Annotated in this window: 25 protein-coding genes, 2 rRNA genes and 1 riboswitch (1 of these 28 only partly in view); of the genes, 23 read left to right on the top strand and 4 right to left on the bottom strand. The window is 40.8% G+C overall.

Going from position 1 to position 18,957, the window contains the following annotated elements:
* From L5B90_RS11015 to rplQ, 19 genes are all read left to right on the top strand, one after another.
* Positions 1-1,771: ribosomal RNA gene (locus L5B90_RS11015) — 23S ribosomal RNA — on the top strand; it begins 1,128 nt to the left of the window's first position.
* A gap of 113 nt (positions 1,772-1,884) precedes the next feature.
* A 5S ribosomal RNA gene (rrf, locus tag L5B90_RS11010) occupies positions 1,885-2,000 on the top strand.
* A gap of 397 nt (positions 2,001-2,397) precedes the next feature.
* Entirely contained in the window at positions 2,398-2,769 is a 372-nt protein-coding gene (gene rplN, locus L5B90_RS11005) for a 50S ribosomal protein L14 (RefSeq protein ID WP_005548786.1), read from the top strand.
* A 10-nt stretch (positions 2,770-2,779) separates the two neighbouring features.
* On the top strand, positions 2,780-3,091 hold the full coding sequence (rplX, locus tag L5B90_RS11000) for a 50S ribosomal protein L24 (protein WP_250351139.1): 312 nt from the start codon (positions 2,780-2,782) through the stop codon (positions 3,089-3,091).
* Positions 3,092-3,111: 20 nt separating this feature from the next.
* Entirely contained in the window at positions 3,112-3,651 is a 540-nt protein-coding gene (gene rplE, locus L5B90_RS10995) for a 50S ribosomal protein L5 (protein ID WP_115248902.1), read from the top strand.
* Between the two features lie 12 nt (positions 3,652-3,663).
* Positions 3,664-3,969, top strand: a complete 306-nt coding sequence (gene rpsN, locus L5B90_RS10990; RefSeq protein WP_250351138.1) for a 30S ribosomal protein S14 — start codon at positions 3,664-3,666, stop codon at positions 3,967-3,969.
* A gap of 36 nt (positions 3,970-4,005) precedes the next feature.
* Positions 4,006-4,398, top strand: coding sequence for a 30S ribosomal protein S8 (gene rpsH, locus L5B90_RS10985; protein ID WP_250351137.1), 393 nt, complete (start codon positions 4,006-4,008; stop codon positions 4,396-4,398).
* A gap of 18 nt (positions 4,399-4,416) precedes the next feature.
* On the top strand, positions 4,417-4,950 hold the full coding sequence (gene rplF / locus L5B90_RS10980; protein WP_046098796.1) for a 50S ribosomal protein L6: 534 nt from the start codon (positions 4,417-4,419) through the stop codon (positions 4,948-4,950).
* A gap of 13 nt (positions 4,951-4,963) precedes the next feature.
* Entirely contained in the window at positions 4,964-5,317 is a 354-nt protein-coding gene (gene rplR / locus L5B90_RS10975) for a 50S ribosomal protein L18 (protein ID WP_046098797.1), read from the top strand.
* A gap of 15 nt (positions 5,318-5,332) precedes the next feature.
* The gene (gene rpsE, locus L5B90_RS10970; protein WP_103854523.1) at positions 5,333-5,833 is read left to right on the top strand and encodes a 30S ribosomal protein S5; all 501 of its coding nucleotides are present in this window, start codon (positions 5,333-5,335) and stop codon (positions 5,831-5,833) included.
* Positions 5,834-5,839: 6 nt separating this feature from the next.
* Positions 5,840-6,019, top strand: coding sequence for a 50S ribosomal protein L30 (gene rpmD, locus L5B90_RS10965; protein WP_103854522.1), 180 nt, complete (start codon positions 5,840-5,842; stop codon positions 6,017-6,019).
* 4 nt (positions 6,020-6,023) lie between these two features.
* Positions 6,024-6,458, top strand: coding sequence for a 50S ribosomal protein L15 (gene rplO, locus L5B90_RS10960; protein WP_250351136.1), 435 nt, complete (start codon positions 6,024-6,026; stop codon positions 6,456-6,458).
* A gap of 7 nt (positions 6,459-6,465) precedes the next feature.
* Positions 6,466-7,791: a preprotein translocase subunit SecY gene (gene secY / locus L5B90_RS10955; protein ID WP_250363751.1), complete on the top strand. Its 1,326-nt coding sequence runs from the start codon at positions 6,466-6,468 to the stop codon at positions 7,789-7,791.
* 26 nt (positions 7,792-7,817) lie between these two features.
* Positions 7,818-7,931: a 50S ribosomal protein L36 gene (gene rpmJ, locus L5B90_RS10950; protein ID WP_005548767.1), complete on the top strand. Its 114-nt coding sequence runs from the start codon at positions 7,818-7,820 to the stop codon at positions 7,929-7,931.
* Between the two features lie 140 nt (positions 7,932-8,071).
* Complete coding sequence (rpsM, locus tag L5B90_RS10945) at positions 8,072-8,428, top strand: 30S ribosomal protein S13 (protein ID WP_017805524.1); 357 nt, start codon at positions 8,072-8,074, stop codon at positions 8,426-8,428.
* A 15-nt stretch (positions 8,429-8,443) separates the two neighbouring features.
* Positions 8,444-8,833, top strand: coding sequence for a 30S ribosomal protein S11 (gene rpsK / locus L5B90_RS10940; RefSeq protein WP_012072238.1), 390 nt, complete (start codon positions 8,444-8,446; stop codon positions 8,831-8,833).
* A gap of 28 nt (positions 8,834-8,861) precedes the next feature.
* Positions 8,862-9,482, top strand: a complete 621-nt coding sequence (gene rpsD, locus L5B90_RS10935) for a 30S ribosomal protein S4 (protein ID WP_250351134.1) — start codon at positions 8,862-8,864, stop codon at positions 9,480-9,482.
* A 32-nt stretch (positions 9,483-9,514) separates the two neighbouring features.
* Positions 9,515-10,504, top strand: coding sequence for a DNA-directed RNA polymerase subunit alpha (locus tag L5B90_RS10930; protein WP_126371196.1), 990 nt, complete (start codon positions 9,515-9,517; stop codon positions 10,502-10,504).
* A 39-nt stretch (positions 10,505-10,543) separates the two neighbouring features.
* Positions 10,544-10,933 carry a 50S ribosomal protein L17 gene (rplQ, locus tag L5B90_RS10925; RefSeq protein ID WP_250363749.1) on the top strand — a complete coding sequence of 130 codons (390 nt, stop codon included), beginning with the start codon at positions 10,544-10,546 and terminating at the stop codon, positions 10,931-10,933.
* Between the two features lie 677 nt (positions 10,934-11,610).
* Here the strand turns inward: rplQ and ribB are convergent.
* Entirely contained in the window at positions 11,611-12,258 is a 648-nt protein-coding gene (ribB, locus tag L5B90_RS10920) for a 3,4-dihydroxy-2-butanone-4-phosphate synthase (protein ID WP_265762947.1), read from the bottom strand.
* Between the two features lie 116 nt (positions 12,259-12,374).
* A riboswitch (FMN riboswitch) is annotated at positions 12,375-12,520 on the bottom strand.
* Positions 12,521-12,616: 96 nt separating this feature from the next.
* Here ribB and ubiK point away from each other — a divergent pair.
* From ubiK to L5B90_RS10905, 3 genes are all read left to right on the top strand, one after another.
* A complete protein-coding gene (gene ubiK, locus L5B90_RS10915; protein ID WP_250363747.1) occupies positions 12,617-12,880 on the top strand; it encodes a ubiquinone biosynthesis accessory factor UbiK in 264 nt (87 codons plus the stop codon).
* Positions 12,881-12,960: 80 nt separating this feature from the next.
* Positions 12,961-14,232 carry a multifunctional transcriptional regulator/nicotinamide-nucleotide adenylyltransferase/ribosylnicotinamide kinase NadR gene (gene nadR / locus L5B90_RS10910; RefSeq protein ID WP_250363746.1) on the top strand — a complete coding sequence of 424 codons (1,272 nt, stop codon included), beginning with the start codon at positions 12,961-12,963 and terminating at the stop codon, positions 14,230-14,232.
* 8 nt (positions 14,233-14,240) lie between these two features.
* Positions 14,241-14,927, top strand: coding sequence for a metallophosphoesterase family protein (locus L5B90_RS10905; RefSeq protein ID WP_250363745.1), 687 nt, complete (start codon positions 14,241-14,243; stop codon positions 14,925-14,927).
* A 63-nt stretch (positions 14,928-14,990) separates the two neighbouring features.
* Here L5B90_RS10905 and L5B90_RS10900 read toward each other — a convergent pair whose 3' ends face one another.
* From L5B90_RS10900 to L5B90_RS10890, 3 genes are all read right to left on the bottom strand, one after another.
* Positions 14,991-16,526 carry a YifB family Mg chelatase-like AAA ATPase gene (locus L5B90_RS10900; protein ID WP_250363744.1) on the bottom strand — a complete coding sequence of 512 codons (1,536 nt, stop codon included), beginning with the start codon at positions 16,524-16,526 and terminating at the stop codon, positions 14,991-14,993.
* A gap of 343 nt (positions 16,527-16,869) precedes the next feature.
* The gene (yihA, locus tag L5B90_RS10895) at positions 16,870-17,502 is read right to left on the bottom strand and encodes a ribosome biogenesis GTP-binding protein YihA/YsxC (RefSeq protein WP_250363743.1); all 633 of its coding nucleotides are present in this window, start codon (positions 17,500-17,502) and stop codon (positions 16,870-16,872) included.
* A gap of 133 nt (positions 17,503-17,635) precedes the next feature.
* On the bottom strand, positions 17,636-18,082 hold the full coding sequence (locus L5B90_RS10890) for a hypothetical protein (RefSeq protein ID WP_265762946.1): 447 nt from the start codon (positions 18,080-18,082) through the stop codon (positions 17,636-17,638).
* A gap of 122 nt (positions 18,083-18,204) precedes the next feature.
* On the opposite strand from L5B90_RS10890, the gene L5B90_RS10885 reads away from it, so the two are divergent.
* On the top strand, positions 18,205-18,954 hold the full coding sequence (locus tag L5B90_RS10885; RefSeq protein ID WP_265762945.1) for a hypothetical protein: 750 nt from the start codon (positions 18,205-18,207) through the stop codon (positions 18,952-18,954).
* Positions 18,955-18,957: the final 3 nt, after the last annotated feature.

Genomic DNA, 18,957 nt, shown 5'->3' with positions numbered 1-18,957 from the left:
GTAACGGGGCTAAAATATAGTACCGAAGCTGCGGCATCAATCGAAAGATTGTTGGGTAGGGGAGCGTTGTGTAAGCGGAAGAAGGTGAATCGAGAGGTTTGCTGGACGTATCACAAGTGCGAATGCTGACATAAGTAACGATAAAACGGGTGAAAAACCCGTTCGCCGGAAGACCAAGGGTTCCTGTCCAACGTTAATCGGGGCAGGGTGAGTCGGCCCCTAAGGCGAGGCTGAAAAGCGTAGTCGATGGGAAACGGGTTAATATTCCCGTACTTGGTAAAGCTGCGATGTGGGGACGGAGAAGGTTAGGTTAGCGTACTGTTGGAGATGTACGTTTAAGTTGGTAGGTGGGTAGACTAGGCAAATCCGGTCTACTGTCAACACAGAGAGATGATGACGAGGCTCTAAGGAGCTGAAGTAACTGATACCACACTTCCAGGAAAAGCCACTAAGCTTCAGGCTTTACTAAACCGTACTGAAAACCGACACAGGTGGTCAGGTAGAGAATACTCAGGCGCTTGAGAGAACTCGGGTGAAGGAACTAGGCAAAATAGCACCGTAACTTCGGGAGAAGGTGCGCTGGCGTAGTGTGAAGTTCTTTGCGAATGGAGCATGAACCAGTCGAAGATACCAGCTGGCTGCAACTGTTTATTAAAAACACAGCACTCTGCAAACACGAAAGTGGACGTATAGGGTGTGATGCCTGCCCGGTGCTGGAAGGTTAATTGATGGTGTAATCGAAAGAGAAGCTCCTGATCGAAGCCCCAGTAAACGGCGGCCGTAACTATAACGGTCCTAAGGTAGCGAAATTCCTTGTCGGGTAAGTTCCGACCTGCACGAATGGCATAATGATGGCCAGGCTGTCTCCACCCGAGACTCAGTGAAATTGAAATCGCCGTGAAGATGCGGTGTACCCGCGGCTAGACGGAAAGACCCCGTGAACCTTTACTATAGCTTGACACTGAACCTTGAATTTTGATGTGTAGGATAGGTGGGAGACTATGAAGCGGTAACGCCAGTTATCGTGGAGTCGTTGTTGAAATACCACCCTTTAACGTTTGATGTTCTAACGAAGCGCCTGAAACGGGTGTTCGGACAGTGTCTGGTGGGTAGTTTGACTGGGGCGGTCTCCTCCCAAAGCGTAACGGAGGAGCACGAAGGTTTGCTAATGACGGTCGGACATCGTCAGGTTAGTGCAATGGTATAAGCAAGCTTAACTGCGAGACAGACAAGTCGAGCAGGTGCGAAAGCAGGTCATAGTGATCCGGTGGTTCTGAATGGAAGGGCCATCGCTCAACGGATAAAAGGTACTCCGGGGATAACAGGCTGATACCGCCCAAGAGTTCATATCGACGGCGGTGTTTGGCACCTCGATGTCGGCTCATCACATCCTGGGGCTGAAGTAGGTCCCAAGGGTATGGCTGTTCGCCATTTAAAGTGGTACGCGAGCTGGGTTTAGAACGTCGTGAGACAGTTCGGTCCCTATCTGCCGTGGGCGTTGGAGAATTGAGAGGGGCTGCTCCTAGTACGAGAGGACCGGAGTGGACGCATCACTGGTGTACCAGTTGTCTCGCCAGAGGCACTGCTGGGTAGCTAAATGCGGAAGAGATAAGTGCTGAAAGCATCTAAGCACGAAACTTGCCTTAAGATGAGTTCTCCCCGACTTTAAGTTGGTAAGGGTTGTTTGAGACTAAGACGTAGATAGGCTGGGTGTGTAAGCGATGTGAGTCGTTGAGCTAACCAGTACTAATTGCCCGAGAGGCTTAACTATACAACACTCAAGGGTTTTGGCTTGTTTTTGATTGAGAGAGTAGGGATTTTAGAGCGGAATGCTTTGAAGTCTGTAGATAAGAGAGATAAGCTTTAGATAAGCGAAAGAATTATCTTGGCGGCGTTAGTGCAGTGGACCCACCTAAATCCATGCCGAACTTAGAAGTGAAACGCTGTAACGCCGATGGTAGTGTGGGAGTTTCCCATGCGAGAGTAGGGCACCGCCAGGTTTTGAATGAAAGAAGAACGCCATTGAGGGAACTCAGTGGCGTTTTTTGTTTTTTAGGGAATAAAAGCAGATAAGCATCACTGAGAATGAATAGGTTAGATTAAGTCATAATCCAAAGATAAAAGATATTATATATAAGTATATTTAATAGCTATTAATTATGTCTGATATGTTTGGGGTATAAAGACATAAGTAAGAGAAAAAAGATGCAAGAAAAATCTGTCAAAATTACAGCGCACTTTGATTTGGGGAGTTATATGATTTTTTCTAAGGAAAATAGTGTTTAGAGATCAGTTTTATATTGCATTCATAGCATTTTTTATAGTAGAATTCATCCTCTATCCTGTAAGGATAGGTTCGTCCCGAGAGGGTGTTATTAATTTTAGCGGAGTACTAAGATGATCCAAGAACAGACTATGCTGGACGTTGCTGATAACTCAGGCGCTCGCAGTGTAATGTGTATCAAGGTTCTAGGTGGATCGCACCGTCGTTACGCTGCTATTGGTGATATCATCAAAATTACTGTGAAAGAAGCAATTCCACGCGGTAAAGTTAAAAAAGGTGATGTATTAAAAGCAGTTGTTGTGCGCACCAAGAAGGGTGTTCGTCGCCCAGATGGATCAGTCATTCGCTTCGATGGTAATGCTTGTGTAATTTTAAACAATAACACAGAGCAACCAATCGGTACTCGTATTTTTGGACCCGTGACTCGTGAACTTCGTTCTGAGAAGTTTATGAAGATCATTTCTTTGGCGCCAGAAGTACTATAAGGAGTAAGAAATGGCTGCAAAAATTCGTCAAAATGATGAAGTAATTGTCCTTGCTGGTAAAAGTAAAGGCAAACGTGGTAAGGTAACTAAAGTGTTACCAAACGGTAAAGTTATTGTTGAGGGTATCAACATTATCACTAAACACGAGAAACCAGTTCCTGCATTAGGAAAAGAAGGTGGCTTAGTGAAAAAGGAAGCAGCAATTGATGTATCGAATGTTGCGATTTTTAACCCAAAAACAAACAAAGCTGACCGTGTAGGTTTTAGATTTGAAGATGGTAAAAAAGTCCGCTTCTTTAAATCTAACAATGAAATTATTTAATTAAAAACTGGAGTAATGCGATGGCGAAACTGCATGATTACTACAGAGATCAAGTAGTTAATGAATTGAAAGAGAAATTCAACTACTCGTCTGTCATGCAAGTCCCACGAATCGAAAAGATTACCCTGAATATGGGGGTGGGTGAAGCATTGACCGATAAGAAATTGCTAGATAACGCAGTTGCGGATTTAGCAGCGATTAGTGGTCAAAAACCTTTAATTACTAAAGCACGCAAATCTGTTGCTGGCTTTAAAATCCGTCAGGGATATCCAATCGGTTGTAAAGTAACACTACGTGGCGAACGTATGTGGGAGTTCTTTGAACGTTTAATTACAATCGCTGTTCCACGTATTCGTGACTTCCGCGGTTTAAGTGCGAAATCATTTGATGGTCGTGGTAACTACAGTATGGGTGTACGTGAGCAAATTATCTTCCCTGAAATCGACTATGATAAAGTAGATCGTGTTCGTGGTTTAGATATCACTATTACTACTACTGCTAATAGCGATGAAGAAGGTCAAGCACTATTGGCTGCCTTTAATTTCCCATTCCGTAAATAAGGCAGGTTACAAATGGCTAAACAATCAATGAAAGCACGCGATGTCAAACGCGTAAAACTCGCTGAGAAATTCTATACAAAACGTATGGAATTGAAAAAAATCATCTCTGATGTCAATGCATCAGATGAAGATCGTTGGGCAGCAGTGTTAAAGTTACAGTCTTTACCACGTGATTCAAGCCCTAGCCGTCAACGTAACCGTTGCAACCAAACTGGTCGTCCACACGGTTTCTTACGTAAGTTTGGTTTGAGCCGTATTAAGGTTCGTGAAGCAGCAATGCGTGGTGAAATTCCTGGCCTTAAAAAAGCTAGTTGGTAATTTACTACTTTATTTTGGAATCGGAGTAAAAGCACAATGAGTATGCAAGATCCAATCGCAGATATGTTGACCCGTATTCGTAATGGTCAAGCTGCGAATAAAATTGTGATCAATATGCCTTCATCCAAGCTAAAAGTGGCAATTGCCAATGTATTAGCTGCGGAAGGTTATATTGAAAACGTTAAAGTTTTAGAAGGCACTAAGCCTGAATTGGAAATTACTTTAAAATATTTCCAAGGGAAGCCTGTTGTAGAAAGCATTCAGCGCGTAAGCCGTCCTGGTCTTCGTATTTATAAACGTAAAGACGAATTACCGAAAGTTATGGGCGGATTGGGTGTAGCAGTAATTTCTACATCTAAAGGTGTAATGACTGATCGCGCAGCTCGTCAAGCGGGTTTAGGCGGTGAAGTTATTTGTTATGTAGCTTAATAGAGAGGTAGGAAGAAAATGTCTCGTGTTGCAAAAGCACCTGTTAGTATTCCTGCCGGCGTTGAGGTTAAACTTGACGGACAGCTACTAACAGTTAAAGGTAAAAATGGCGAGTTATCTCGCACTATTCATAACTCAGTTGAAGTTAAACAAGATAATAATGAATTAACTTTTGCTCCTCGTGCAGGGGTAGTTGGTGCAGACGCACAAGCGGGTACAGCGCGTGCATTAGTTAATGCAATGGTTATCGGTGTTACTGAAGGCTTCACTAAGAAGTTACAATTGGTGGGTGTTGGTTATAGAGCACAAATGAAAGGTAACGTAGTTGCATTAAGTTTGGGTTTCTCACACCCTGTTGAGCATACATTACCTGCAGGTGTGACTGCTGAATGTCCATCACAAACAGAAATCGTTCTGAAAAGTGCTGACAAACAATTGATTGGTCAAGTTGCAGCAGATATTCGTGCTTATCGCCGTCCTGAGCCTTACAAAGGTAAAGGTGTACGTTATGCTGACGAAGTTGTACGTACAAAAGAGGCTAAGAAGAAATAATTAAGGTAACACTATGGATAAGAAATCAGCTCGTATCCGTCGTGCAGCTCGTGCCCGTCATATGATGCGTGAACAAGGTGCAACTCGTTTAGTTGTTCACCGTACTCCTCGTCATATTTATGCACAAGTGATTGCACCAAACGGTTCAGAAGTGCTTGCCGCTGCTTCTACAGTCGAAAAAGCAATTAGTGAGCAAGTTAAATATACCGGTAATAAAGATGCAGCCGCAGTAGTGGGCAAAATCATTGCTGAAAGAGCTTTGGCAAAAGGTGTCAAAGATGTTGCATTTGATCGTTCCGGTTTTAAATATCATGGTCGTGTCCAGTCTTTAGCGGACGCTGCCCGTGAAGCTGGTCTACAGTTCTAATAGAGGTAATTTGAGATGGCAAACATCGAGAAACAAGCTGGTGAACTGCAAGAGAAGCTAATCGCGGTAAACCGTGTATCAAAAACAGTTAAAGGTGGTCGTATCATGAGCTTTACTGCATTAACAGTAGTTGGCGATGGTAATGGTCGTATTGGTTTTGGTTATGGTAAAGCGCGCGAAGTTCCGGCAGCGATCCAAAAAGCGATGGAGAAAGCTCGTCGCAATATGATTACTGTGGCTTTAAATGAAGGCACTTTACAACACCCAATTAAAGGTACTCACACAGGTTCTCGCGTATTTATGCAACCTGCCAGTGAGGGTACTGGTATTATTGCAGGCGGTGCAATGCGTGCAGTACTAGAAGTTGCTGGTGTTCGTAACGTTCTTTCTAAAGCATACGGTTCAACTAACCCAATTAACGTTGTTCGTGCAACAATTGATGCACTAGCAAATATGAAATCACCAGAAATGGTTGCTGCTAAGCGTGGCAAAACCGTTGATGAAATTTTGGGGTAATGGACAATGGCTAAAACTATTAAAGTAACTCAAGTTCGTAGTTCTATCGCTCGTTTACCGAAGCATAAAGCTACCTTGCGTGGACTAGGTCTTCGCCGTATGCACCATACTGTTGAACTAATTGATACTCCTGCTGTACGTGGGATGATTAACCAAGTTTCATATATGGTTAAAGTGGAGGAATAAGAGAATGCGTTTAAATACTCTATCTCCGGCTGAAGGTGCTAAACATAGTGCAAAACGCTTAGGTCGTGGTATCGGTTCAGGCTTAGGTAAAACAGGTGGACGTGGTCATAAAGGTCAAAAATCTCGTACTGGCGGTGGTGTTCGTCGCGGTTTCGAAGGTGGACAAATGCCTTTATATCGTCGTTTACCAAAATTTGGTTTTACCTCAATGAAATCAGCGGTAACTGCGGAAGTTCGTTTGAATGATTTAGCAAAAGTTGAAGGAAATGTTGTAACATTAGAAACGTTAAAAGCGGCTAATGTATTAACTAAAGATATTCAATTTGCAAAAGTTATTCTTTCTGGCGAAGTGAAATGCGCAGTAACTGTTCGTGGTTTACGCGTAACTAAAGGCGCTAAAGCAGCAATTGAAGCGGCTGGCGGTTCAGTTGAGGAATAATTAATAAATGGCTAAGCAACCAGGTTATCAAAATAGAAGTACTCAAAGCGGTACAAGTGAACTGAAAAGTCGATTATTATTTGTGCTCGGTGCACTTATTGTTTTCCGTATTGGTTCTTTCATTCCGGTTCCTGGTATTGATGCTGCTGTTTTAGCTCAATTACTTGAGCAGCAAAAAGGCACCATTATTGATATGTTTAATATGTTCTCTGGTGGTGCTTTGAGCCGAGCGTCAGTATTTGCATTGGGTATTATGCCGTATATTTCTGCATCTATTATTATCCAACTACTGACAACGGTTCATCCTGCTTTAGCAGAATTAAAGAAAGAAGGTGAGGCTGGTCGTCGAAAAATTAGTAAATATACACGTTATTCGACATTAGTTCTTGCAATGATCCAGGCAATCGGTATTTCTACTGGATTGCCTAATATGTTGCCAGGATTAGTACCTAATTTGGGATTTAGTTTTTACTTTACTGCTGTAATTAGTTTAGTTACAGGAACAATGTTTTTAATGTGGTTAGGTGAGCAAATTACCGAACGCGGCATTGGTAATGGTATTTCTTTAATTATTTTTGCAGGTATTGTTGCTGGTTTACCATCAGCAATTGGCGCAACAATTGAGCAAGCGCGTCAAGGGCAAATGCACTTGTTAGTTCTGTTGCTCATCGCAGTTATTGTTTTTGCAGTAACCTATTTTGTTGTTTTCGTTGAAAGAGGACAACGTAGAATTAAAGTTGAATATGCAAAACGTCAACAAGGTCGTCAAATCCTTGGCGGTCACACCACTCATTTACCACTTAAAGTGAATATGGCGGGCGTAATTCCTGCTATCTTTGCTTCGAGTATCATCTTGTTTCCTGCTACCATTACATCTTGGTTTGGGCAAGGAGCAAGTTTAGATTGGTTAACTGACTTATCGATGTTATTGCATCCAGGTCAGCCTTTATATTTGATCGTTTATGCAGTAGCTATTATCTTCTTTAGTTTCTTCTATACAGCGATGCAATATAACCCGCGTGATACAGCAGAAAATTTGAAGAAATCTGGTGCATTTATTCCGGGAATTAGACCAGGTGAACAGACATCACGTTACATTGATAAAATTATGACCCGTTTAACTTTGATTGGCGGTCTATATATTACATTCGTGTGTTTAGTTCCTTATATTATGACGTCAGCGTGGAATGTTCAGTTCAATTTCGGTGGTACATCTTTGCTGATTGTTGTAGTGGTAATTATGGATTTCATCGTTCAGGTTCAAAGTCATTTAATGTCAACAAAATATGAATCTGCGTTGAAAAAAGCAAACCTTAAAGGTTTTGGGCAGTAATGCTCATATAGTAAAAGGGATAAGCAATGAAAGTTCGTGCTTCCGTAAAGAAATTATGTCGTAACTGTAAAATTGTTAAACGTGAAGGTGTTGTTCGTGTATTATGTAGCGACCCTAAACATAAACAACGTCAAGGTTAATTGATATTTTTCTTGCAAAGAACCAGCTGGGCATATATAATGCTCAGCTCATTTATGTCCTTGGCATACTGTTTGAGTATCCTGAAAACGGGCTTTTCAAGATCAGTATGTCAAATTAGTTAAAATAATAGGAGTGCATAGTGGCCCGTATTGCAGGCATTAACATTCCTGATCAAAAACATACTGTAATTGCATTAACATCAATTTACGGTATCGGCAAAACTAGAGCAAAAGCTATTTGTGCTGCAACAGGAATTGCTGAAGACGTTAAGATCAGAGAATTGTCTGAAGAGCAGATTGATAAACTGCGTGACGAAGTTGGTAAATTTACCGTTGAAGGTGACTTACGTCGTGAAGTAACACTTAACATTAAACGCCTATTAGATTTAGGTTGTTATCGTGGTTTACGTCATCGTCGTAGCTTACCGGTGCGTGGTCAACGTACTAAAACTAATGCGCGTACCCGTAAGGGTCCACGTAAGCCGATCAAGAAATAAGTCGGGGTAAATTAAATGGCAAAAACACCAGTTCGTGCACGTAAACGTGTAAAAAAACAAGTAGTAGATGGCGTTGCTCATATTCACGCATCTTTCAATAATACAATCGTTACGATTACTGACCGTCAAGGTAATGCTCTAGCATGGGCTACTGCTGGTGGTTCAGGTTTCCGTGGTTCTCGTAAATCCACTCCGTTCGCTGCTCAGGTAGCTGCTGAGCGTTGTGCAGAAATGGTCAAAGAATTTGGCTTAAAGAACTTGGAAGTTATGGTAAAAGGGCCGGGGCCAGGTCGTGAGTCGACAATCCGTGCATTAAATGCAGCGGGTTTCCGTATTACGAATATTACTGATGTTACCCCGATCCCACATAACGGTTGTCGTCCACCGAAAAAACGTCGTGTATAAGACGTATTAGGATAGTTGGAGAAAGAAAATGGCAAGATATTTGGGTCCAAAACTCAAGCTAAGCCGTCGTGAAGGTACTGACTTATTCCTTAAGTCAGGAGTACGCGCGATTGATTCAAAATGTAAAATTGATACAGCACCCGGTCAACATGGTGCTCGTAAACCTCGTTTGTCAGACTATGGTAGTCAGTTACGTGAGAAACAAAAAGTTCGTCGTATCTATGGTATTTTAGAACGTCAATTCCGTAACTACTATAAAGAGGCAAACCGTCTAAAAGGTAATACTGGTGAAAATTTACTAGTATTATTAGAAGGTCGATTGGATAACGTTGTTTATCGCATGGGCTTTGCTGCAACTCGCGCAGAAGCTCGCCAATTAGTGAGCCATAAAGCAGTTGTTGTTAATGGTCGTGTGGTTAACATTCCATCTTTCCAAGTTTCAGTAAATGATGTTGTAGCTATTCGTGAAAAATCTAAGAAACAAGCTCGTATTAAAGCATCATTAGAATTAGCAGAGCAAAAAGAAAAACCAACTTGGTTAGAAATTGATGCTGCTAAAATGGAAGGTGTGTTCAAACGTGTTCCTGAACGTTCTGATTTATCAGCAGACATTAACGAACATCTGATCGTAGAGCTTTACTCTAAATAATAGTTAAAGCTTCGTAGCAAAGAGAGGATAAAATGCAGGGTTCTGTTACAGAATTTTTAAAACCACATTTAGTTGATATTGAGCAAATTAGCTCTACTCATGCTAAAGTGATCTTAGAACCGTTAGAGCGTGGTTTCGGCCATACTCTAGGTAATGCATTGCGCCGAATTCTTCTATCTTCAATGCCAGGTTGTGCTGTGACTGAAGTAGAGATTGATGGGGTGTTGCATGAGTATAGTAGCAAAGAAGGGGTTCAAGAAGATATTCTTGAAGTACTTCTAAACTTAAAAGGCCTAGCGGTTAAAGTACAGAATAAAGATAATGTATTTCTGACACTAAGCAAATCTGGAATTGGCCCTGTTGTTGCAGCAGATATTACCCATGATGGTGATGTCGAAATTGTGAATCCTGAACATGTCATTTGCCATCTTACTGATGAAAATGCATCAATTAATATGCGTATTCGTGTACAACGTGGTAGAGGATATGTTCCTGCTTCTGCTCGAGTTCATTCTCAAGATGAAGAACGTCCTATCGGTCGTTTATTAGTAGATGCTTGTTATAGTCCCGTTCAACGTATTGCTTACAATGTTGAAGCAACGCGTGTAGAACAACGTACTGACTTAGATAAGTTAGTGATTGAGCTAGAAACAAATGGCACTATTGATCCAGAAGAAGCAATTCGCCGTGCAGCAACAATTTTAGCAGAGCAACTTGATGCATTCGTTGATTTGCGAGATGTTCGTCAGCCTGAAGTCAAGGAAGAAAAACCGGAATTTGATCCGATTCTTCTACGTCCTGTTGATGACTTAGAGCTGACAGTTCGTTCTGCTAACTGTTTGAAAGCAGAAACAATTCACTATATCGGTGATTTAGTACAACGTACAGAAGTTGAGTTATTAAAAACGCCTAATCTTGGTAAGAAATCACTTACTGAAATTAAGGATGTGCTGGCTTCTCGTGGCTTATCACTTGGTATGCGCCTTGAAAATTGGCCACCAGCAAGTATCGCTGAAGATTAGTGGTCATTAGGTTAAGATTTTTCTGAGAAGGATAAGATCATGCGCCATCGTAAGAGTGGTCGTCAACTAAACCGTAATAGCAGCCATCGCAAAGCGCTGTTCCGTAATTTAGCAAGTGCATTAGTTAGTCATGAAATCATTAAGACAACATTGCCAAAAGCAAAAGAATTACGTCGTGTAGTTGAGCCGTTAATTACATTAGCAAAAGAAGACAGTGTTGCAAACCGTCGTTTAGCTTTTGCTCGTACTCGCAACATTGAAACTGTTGCTAAATTATTCAATGAATTAGGTCCACGTTTTGCACAACGTGCGGGTGGTTATACTCGTATCTTAAAATGTGGTTTCCGCGCTGGTGATAATGCACCAATGGCATACATTGAGTTAGTCGATCGTCCAGCAGTTGCTGAAGAAACTTCATCAGCTGAATAATCGAATTTTGATGTTAAAAAGCCTGCTATATGCAGGCTTTTTTATTTATTATTATTTCAGGTATCAATTGAAAATTATATCTATAACACAATAGTATCTGCCATTGGAATAATTTTCAAAATGCCCAGCATACCTCTCTTTTGGATAAAGTTTTTATTACTCGAATACCTCTTTGTGTCAGAATAATTTGCATTGGTGATAATTGTTGTTTAAATGCAGATAAAGATAAAGTGGTAATAATAGAAGGGTATAAGTGATATATGGGGAGACCACCGATTGCATTTACTTGAAGTCAAATAGCAATAAGATATCACCATTTAAGTTTGGAATAGGGTAAGCCAGCTTCTGGCAGATAGCGTAAAGAGTAGGAAAAGCTGAGCCAATGCTATGTTATTTCAATTATATCGCTTACGCATCTAATCCTTCATATATTGATTTCTTGCATTCACAATAGCGTTATAACTAATACAATAAGTGAGAAAAAGCCTTAAAATTTGCCATATACCTTTTGCTTTTTAATAAAGGTCTTTTATTAGCAAATAATTTATTATGCCAGAAGAGATTGTGTAGGCTATTTCGTTGTTTTGATTTGTTAATTTATATTACATAACTACATCGCCATAGACGCTTTAAACGCGTAGATAAAAAAATAGCAGGAATAAACCCTGCTATTTTCACTATTTTTTATTCGCTTCTAAACGATATTGCACTAAATCTTCAATTGTCATCACGGGATAACCAAATGCTTCGGCAAATTTGATAATTTCAGCTGTACGCGCCATTGTACCGTCATCATTGGTGATCTCACAAATTACTGCGGCGGGTTTATAGCCTGCAAGCACGGCAAGATCAACAGAAGCTTCGGTATGACCCCGACGTTTTAGCACGCCCCCTTCCGTCGCTCTTAATGGAAAAATATGTCCCGGTCGGTGTAAATCTTGTGGTTTCGCATTATCAGCAACAGCCGCTTTAATGGTCGTTACTCGATCTGCGGCGGAAACCCCAGTTGATACCCCTTCTGCCGCTTCAATTGTTACGGTAAATGCGGTTTTATTGACACTGGTGTTGTTTTGCACCATTGGGGGTAAATCAAGTTGTTGGCAAATCTCATCGCTTAAACACAAGCAAACAATCCCACTGCCGTAGCGAATAAGTTTTGCCATTTGTGCTGCATCAATGGTTTGTGCGGGGAAAATTAAATCGCCTTCGTTTTCACGATCTTCATCATCTAAAACAAGTACGCCATTGCCTTGTTTGAACGCTTCAATGGCTTTTTCAACACGTTCTTGCGGTGTCCCAAAAGCAGATAAAATAGACTGATTCATAGTAAAAAAACCTTTTAATAATAAATTGATACTTGAATCAGGGCTGATGAGGGAAGTTTTTCGTTATGATAAAAAACAAAATAACAAAAATAGATTTTATCCAAAGATAAAACCCATTTGATTCTCTTTCATCCAGACTTTGACTGTCGGCTTTGGATTTTCACCAAATCTGCTGACTTTACTTTTGCAAGTAAACGCTCGTGGGCTTATGCGTGATGCACTTACCACCGGTAGGGAATTTCGCCCTGCCCTGAGAATGAGGGCATAGTATAACGCAATCTAAATAGAGAAAAAATGTTTTTCTTTACGCAGATATTGCATACAATATGCCACATTAGTGCAATAATGTGAGGTCTTTATGCTAAATCCACAAAAAATAGAGCAAATTATACAACAAGTACAAAATTCCCTACCGCAAGGAGTGAAAGAGCTTGGCAAAGATGCAGAGGCAAAATTTAAGCAAGTTTTGCAGGCACAATTAGCAAAATTAGATGTTGTTACCCGTGAAGAGTTTGATGTACAAACCCAAGTATTAATGCGTACACGTGAAAAACTTAATGAGTTAGAAAAACGCATTGATGCCCTATTGGAAGAACAAAATCAAGCACAAAAAACTCGCTAAAATCTCACCGCACTTGGTTTTATTAAGTGAAAAGTGCGGTCTTTTTTCTAAATAAATTTGGCAATATAAGGAATTTCGTGATGTCCGCATTCGCCTATCTACAACAAAAACGCAAGCAATTAAACTTAAAAGTCAATGAGGTTTGTGAGCAAGCTCACATTACTCGCGCTTATTTTAATCAGCTCGTTAGTGGCAAAATCAAAAACCCAAGTGCAACCAAATTATCTGCCTTGCATAAAGTGTTACAAATCACTGATTTGCAAGATAAAAAAGTGGGGGTAATCTTTGGTAAGTTTTACCCTGTGCATACGGGACACATCAATATGATTTATGAAGCATTCAGTAAAGTTGATGAAGTCCACGTTGTGGTGTGTAGCGATACTGAGCGCGATCTGAAACTCTTTTACGACAGTAAAATGAAGCGAATGCCAACAGTGCAAGATCGCCTACGTTGGATGCAACAAATTTTTAAATATCAGAAAAACCAAATTTTTATTCATCATTTAGTCGAAGACGGTTTACCGAGTTATCCAAATGGTTGGTCTGCGTGGGCAGAGCGTGTTAAACAGCTTTTTGAAGAAAAGCAGGTAAATCCGAGTGTGGTTTTTAGTAGCGAACCGCAAGACAAAGCCCCTTACGAAAAATATTTGAATTTACAGGTGGAGTTGGTTGATCCACAACGTCAGTTTTTTAACGTTTCTGCCACCAAAATTCGTAATACACCGTTCCATTATTGGAAATTTATCCCAAAAGAAGTGCGTCCATTCTTTGCCAAAACCATTGCCATTTTAGGTGGAGAAAGCAGCGGAAAAACCGTTTTAGTGAATAAATTAGCGACTGTTTTTAATACAACTTCCGCTTGGGAATATGGGCGTGAATTTGTGTTTGAAAAACTGGGCGGCGATGAGCAAGCGATGCAATATTCCGACTACCCACAAATGGCGCTAGGACATCAACGTTATATTGACTATGCCGTACGCCACGCCCATAAAGTGGCGATTGTGGATACGGATTTTATTACCACGCAGGCATTTTGCATTCAATATGAAGGCAAAGCTCACCCATTTTTAGATTCAATGATTAAAGAATACCCTTTTGATATTACCATTTTATTGAATAACAATACCAAATGGGTGGATGACGGCTTACGCAGTCTTGGTAGCTACAAACAGCGCCAACGTTTCCAACAATTATTGAAAAAATTATTGGATAAATATAATGTGCCTTATATTGAAATCGAATCACCGAGCTACTTAGAGCGTTATAATAAGGTGAAATCCATTGTAGAAAAAATTCTCAACGAAGAAGAGCTACCCGAACTTAACAACGATAAATCGATTTTTGAGGAATAACAGCCCCTATGATCTTATTTGCAGGCGACCCACACGGAAGATATGACCATCTTTACCCTTTTGTGCAAGAACAAGAGGGGATCGCCCTTGTCATACTTGGGGATTTACAACTCACCAGCACAGAAGAATTGGATAAATTAGCACAACATTGCGATCTTTGGTTTATTCACGGTAATCACGACAGCAAAACCGTTGCCGCCTTTGAAGCACTCTGGGGAACAGAATGGAAAAAGCGAAACCTACACGGGCGTGTGCAAACCATTCAAGGTAAACGCATTGCAGGATTAGGTGGTGTATTCCGTGGGCAAATTTGGATGCCACCAAATAAGCCAGTTTTCTTTGATCCCATTCATTATTGCCAATATTGTCCACAAGAGAAAATTTGGCGAGGAGGCTTGCCGTTACGGCACCGCACCTCCCTTTTCCCTTCAGATTTTGAACAATTAGAAAATCTGCAAGCGGATATTCTTGTTTCTCACGAAGCGCCAAAACCCCACCCACTTGGCTTTTCTGTGTTTAACAAATTAGCGAAAAAAATGGGCGTTACGCATATTTTCCACGGTCATCACCACGAAAACGTTGATTACTCCTCCATTAATCGCGATGTTAATCTCAACATTACCAACGTAGGTTTCCGCAGTTTATGCGATGAACAAGGAAATTATTTATTGAAGAACATTGATGATAGAAAATAATTTTCTCGTTTGCTTATTCTTATCAAGGATAAAGTGCGGTCAAAAATGTTATAAAATTTTAGCTTAAACTAAATTCTTTGAAAGTTTCTGCAATAACCGATCCATCGCCCGATAGGAAAGTGCTTCTGCCAAATGAGGGCGTTGTATTTGCCTTTCATTATTCAGATCTGCAATGGTGCGTGCCACTTTTAAAATACGATGATAAGCACGCACAGACAGCCCTAATTGCGTGAGTGTATTTTCAAGGAAAATACCGTCTTCAGGGCTAATTTTACAATCTCGTTCAATCTCTTTACTGCTCAAATGAGCATTAATTTTACCCGCACGGGCAAATTGAATTTCCCGCACATTAATAATTTTCGACCGCACTTGTTCGCTGCTTTCGCCTTTATTTTCAATGTGCTGCAATGCCCCTTTAGGTAAAAGTGGCACTTCAATAGATAAATCAAAACGATCTAAAAATGGCCCTGAAAGACGGTTTAAATAGCGCATTACTTGCTGTGGTGAGGTGCGATTATGCACACCAGTATAATGCCCTGTCGGGCTAGGATTCATTGCCGCAATTAGTTGAAATTTGGCGGGAAAACAGATTTTTGCATTGGCTCGAGAAATAATAATTTCGCCACTTTCTAGCGGCTGACGCAACGCATCTAACACCTTGCGATCAAACTCTGGCAATTCATCTAAAAACAGCACACCATTATGCGCAAGGGAAATTTCGCCGGGTCTTGGTATCGTCCCTCCACCAACTAACGCGGGCAAAGAGGCACTATGGTGAGGGGCGCGAAAAGGACGCTGTTTCCAATTTTTAAAATTCAATTCATTTTGCACAAGGCTAGCCACAGAGGCGGTTTCAATCGCTTCTTGTTCGGTCATTTCAGGCAATAATCCCGTTAAACGACTGGCAAGCATCGTCTTCCCTGTTCCAGGCGGGCCAAGTAACAAGAGGTTATGTTGTCCCGCTGCTGCAATAGTTAATGCGCGTTTAGCGTGCTGCTGACCAATAATATCAGTTAAATCCGCTTGATTTTTAAAGGAAAAATCCACCGCACTTTGCGTGGTTAAATCGCTGGCAAGGGGCAAGGTTTCTTGTTCATTAATAAATTGCACCACGTCTAATAAATGCGGGGCGAAATAACTTTTTTGATCCGCCACCAACGAGGCTTCATTCGCATTTTGTTGGGCAATAATTGGGCAACGACGTACTTTTTTCGCCGCCAAAATAGCCGGAATAATACCGTGAACGCCTCGCAATTCACCAGTTAAAGCAAGCTCGCCTAACAATTCAAATTGTTTTAAGCGTTCAGGATTAACTTGTTCCGAGGCCGCTAAAATGCCAATGGCAATAGGCAAATCAAAGCGTCCCCCGTCTTTGGGTAAATCCGCTGGTGCAAGATTTACTGTAATACGTTTAGCGGGATATTTAAAATTGGCATTGAGCAACGCACTGCGTACCCGATCTTGGGCTTCTTTCACGGTTTTTTCAGGTAAGCCCACAAGGGTAAATCCCGGCTTTCCATTGCTTAAATGTACTTCAATCGTAACTAGCGGTGCTTGCACGCCCATTGACGCACGGCTATAAACAATCGCTAATGACATTCATCATCCTTCATTTTACTTAATTTGAACAATGAATATAGAAAAAGCGAAAAAGAAAGAAAATGCTCACCGCACTTTTTTGCGATCAAGATCGAGAAAATAGAAGAATAAGATGAGATTAAACGCTGTTTATGAGCAATGATTGTTCATCGTAGGTAACCCCACCTCTTCCCTGTCGTGAGTTACAAAACAACGTGCTAGGCGATTTTTTGAATATTGGCTTTTCTTATTGATTGCAAATAGAAGGAACGATTGAGGCGGTGAGAAAACATTTTCAGATAGGCGTATTTTTACTCAATGGTCACTGATGAAAAAAGTGCGGAAATCTCACCGCACTTTATTTTTATGCATTTTCACTTTCTTCAATCAGCGCACTAAACCAGCTATCTAATTTTCCAGCGAGTTTATCAATGCCTTGTTTTTTCAAGGCAGAGAAGGCTTCTACTTGCACATCACCTTGAAAAGGAAGAATGGCTTCACGCACCATTTTGACTTGTTTACTCACCGCACTTTGGCTCAGCTTATCGGCTTTGGTGAGCAACAACAGCACGGGCAGATCCGCAGAGACAGCCCATTCGATCATTTGCTGGTCTAAGTCTTTTAGCGGGTGGCGAATATCCATCAAAATCACAACACCGCCTAAACATTCACGTTTTTGCAAATATTCACCTAAGGCTTTTTGCCACTGAATTTTCATTTGCTCTGGTACAGCGGCATAACCGTAGCCGGGTAAATCAACCAATTTGCATAAAGGCTCGACTTCAAACACATTAATTAATTGTGTTCGCCCGGGTGTTTTGGAGGTGCGAGCAAGGTTTTTTTGATTTGTTAAGGCATTCAGTGCGGTAGATTTGCCAGCATTAGAACGCCCTGCAAAGGCGATTTCCATCCCCTTATCTTCGGGTAACACGCGAATGTTCGGGGCGCTGGTAAGAAAATGGGTTTTATGATAATTCAATTTCATTTTGTTGCTCATTTTATCGATCTTTTATCAAAATGTTCAGCTCATAAAGGAAAGTGCCTAGCATACCTTATAAATCACAAAACCACGATAAAAAATGATAAAAAAGCGACATTTCTATCACAAATAAATGAAAGGAAAAAACGCATTACTCACAATGCTGTTTATGCAAAGCAATAATCACCTCGCGTACCACATTGCGTTGTGGCTCAGGGAGATCAAGGAAATGATTGAACAGGGTTTTATCTTGTTGTGTGGCAAGGTTTTCCCAACGGTGTTGTTGTAAAATATCGGAACGTCGAAGTTCACCAGCTTCCAATTTTTCCAGCTTTTCTGATGAAACCAAATCAGTCAGATCAACTTGCAACCAATTGGCTAAGGTTTTTAATTTATCAAGGCGAGGAATGCTCTCACCTCGCAACCATTTTCCTGCGGTGTGTGGTGTAATAGATGTGCCGTAATAACGCAAATTAAATTCACGTTCAAGAACATTGCCCCGTGCTGAGTAACCCTTAGCAAGCAATCCTTTTTTTAAATTATCAGCAAAACGTTGCTTTTCTCGCCGATCTTGTTGCGTTTTTTCATTTTTCTTCATAATTGCGAAAGCTATCACTCCCACATAAAAAATCGTAACTATGAATTGATAAAAGTTACAAATTGATCAAAAATAATTACAAAAATAAATAAGAAAAATCCTATTTTTTAAATCTATTAATAATGATTAAAGAAAAACAAATAGTTTCAAAAAAGCGAGTTGCCGATCACGGTGAAGTTTATACAAGAGAAAAAGAAGTCAATGCAATGCTGGATTTAGTGGCAATGCAAACGCAATCACTTTCTGCCACTTTTTTAGAACCTGCGTGCGGAACGGGCAATTTTCTGATCGAAATTTTACGCCGTAAGTTGGCGGTGGCAGCTGAAAATTACCAAGATAAACATAAGCGTAAAAAGTACGTCAAATCACCCAGCCAGCTTTCCTACGAACGAGATTTAATCCTTGCGGTAAGTAGCATTTACGGCATTGAATTGCTGGAAGATAACGTGAAAGCCTGTCGCAAACGGCTGTTTGATTTTGCCACAGCGGAATATGCACGGCTTTTTCCTGACAGCCAAAAAACAGCCTGCTTAGACGCCATTGAATGCCTGCTACATTTTAATATTGTGTGGGGCAACGCCCTTTCAATGGAAGTGGAAACGCCACGACATTCAATACCTCTTGATGGCTTAGTTACCGAAGAAGAGAAAGAGCGGTCAAAAAAAGCGATTATTTTTTATCAATGGAGTTTTGTGACTGAACGCAAAATCAAACGTGTGCCTTTTATTTATTGGGGATTAGTGGATAGAGCCTATCAACCCAATGGGAACAGCCTGTTACCGCACCCTTACCGCACCGTTTTTCAATCAAGTCTTTGTGATTTCTTACAATTAAAACAGCAATATGCCAACGAATATGAACAAAGTGAGTAATGG

This window comes from Avibacterium sp. 20-129, assembly GCF_026226845.1.
Lineage (GTDB): Bacteria > Pseudomonadota > Gammaproteobacteria > Enterobacterales > Pasteurellaceae > Avibacterium.
The sequence above is the reverse complement of the archived record's forward strand: the minus strand, read 5'-3'. Positions and strand labels throughout refer to the sequence as shown.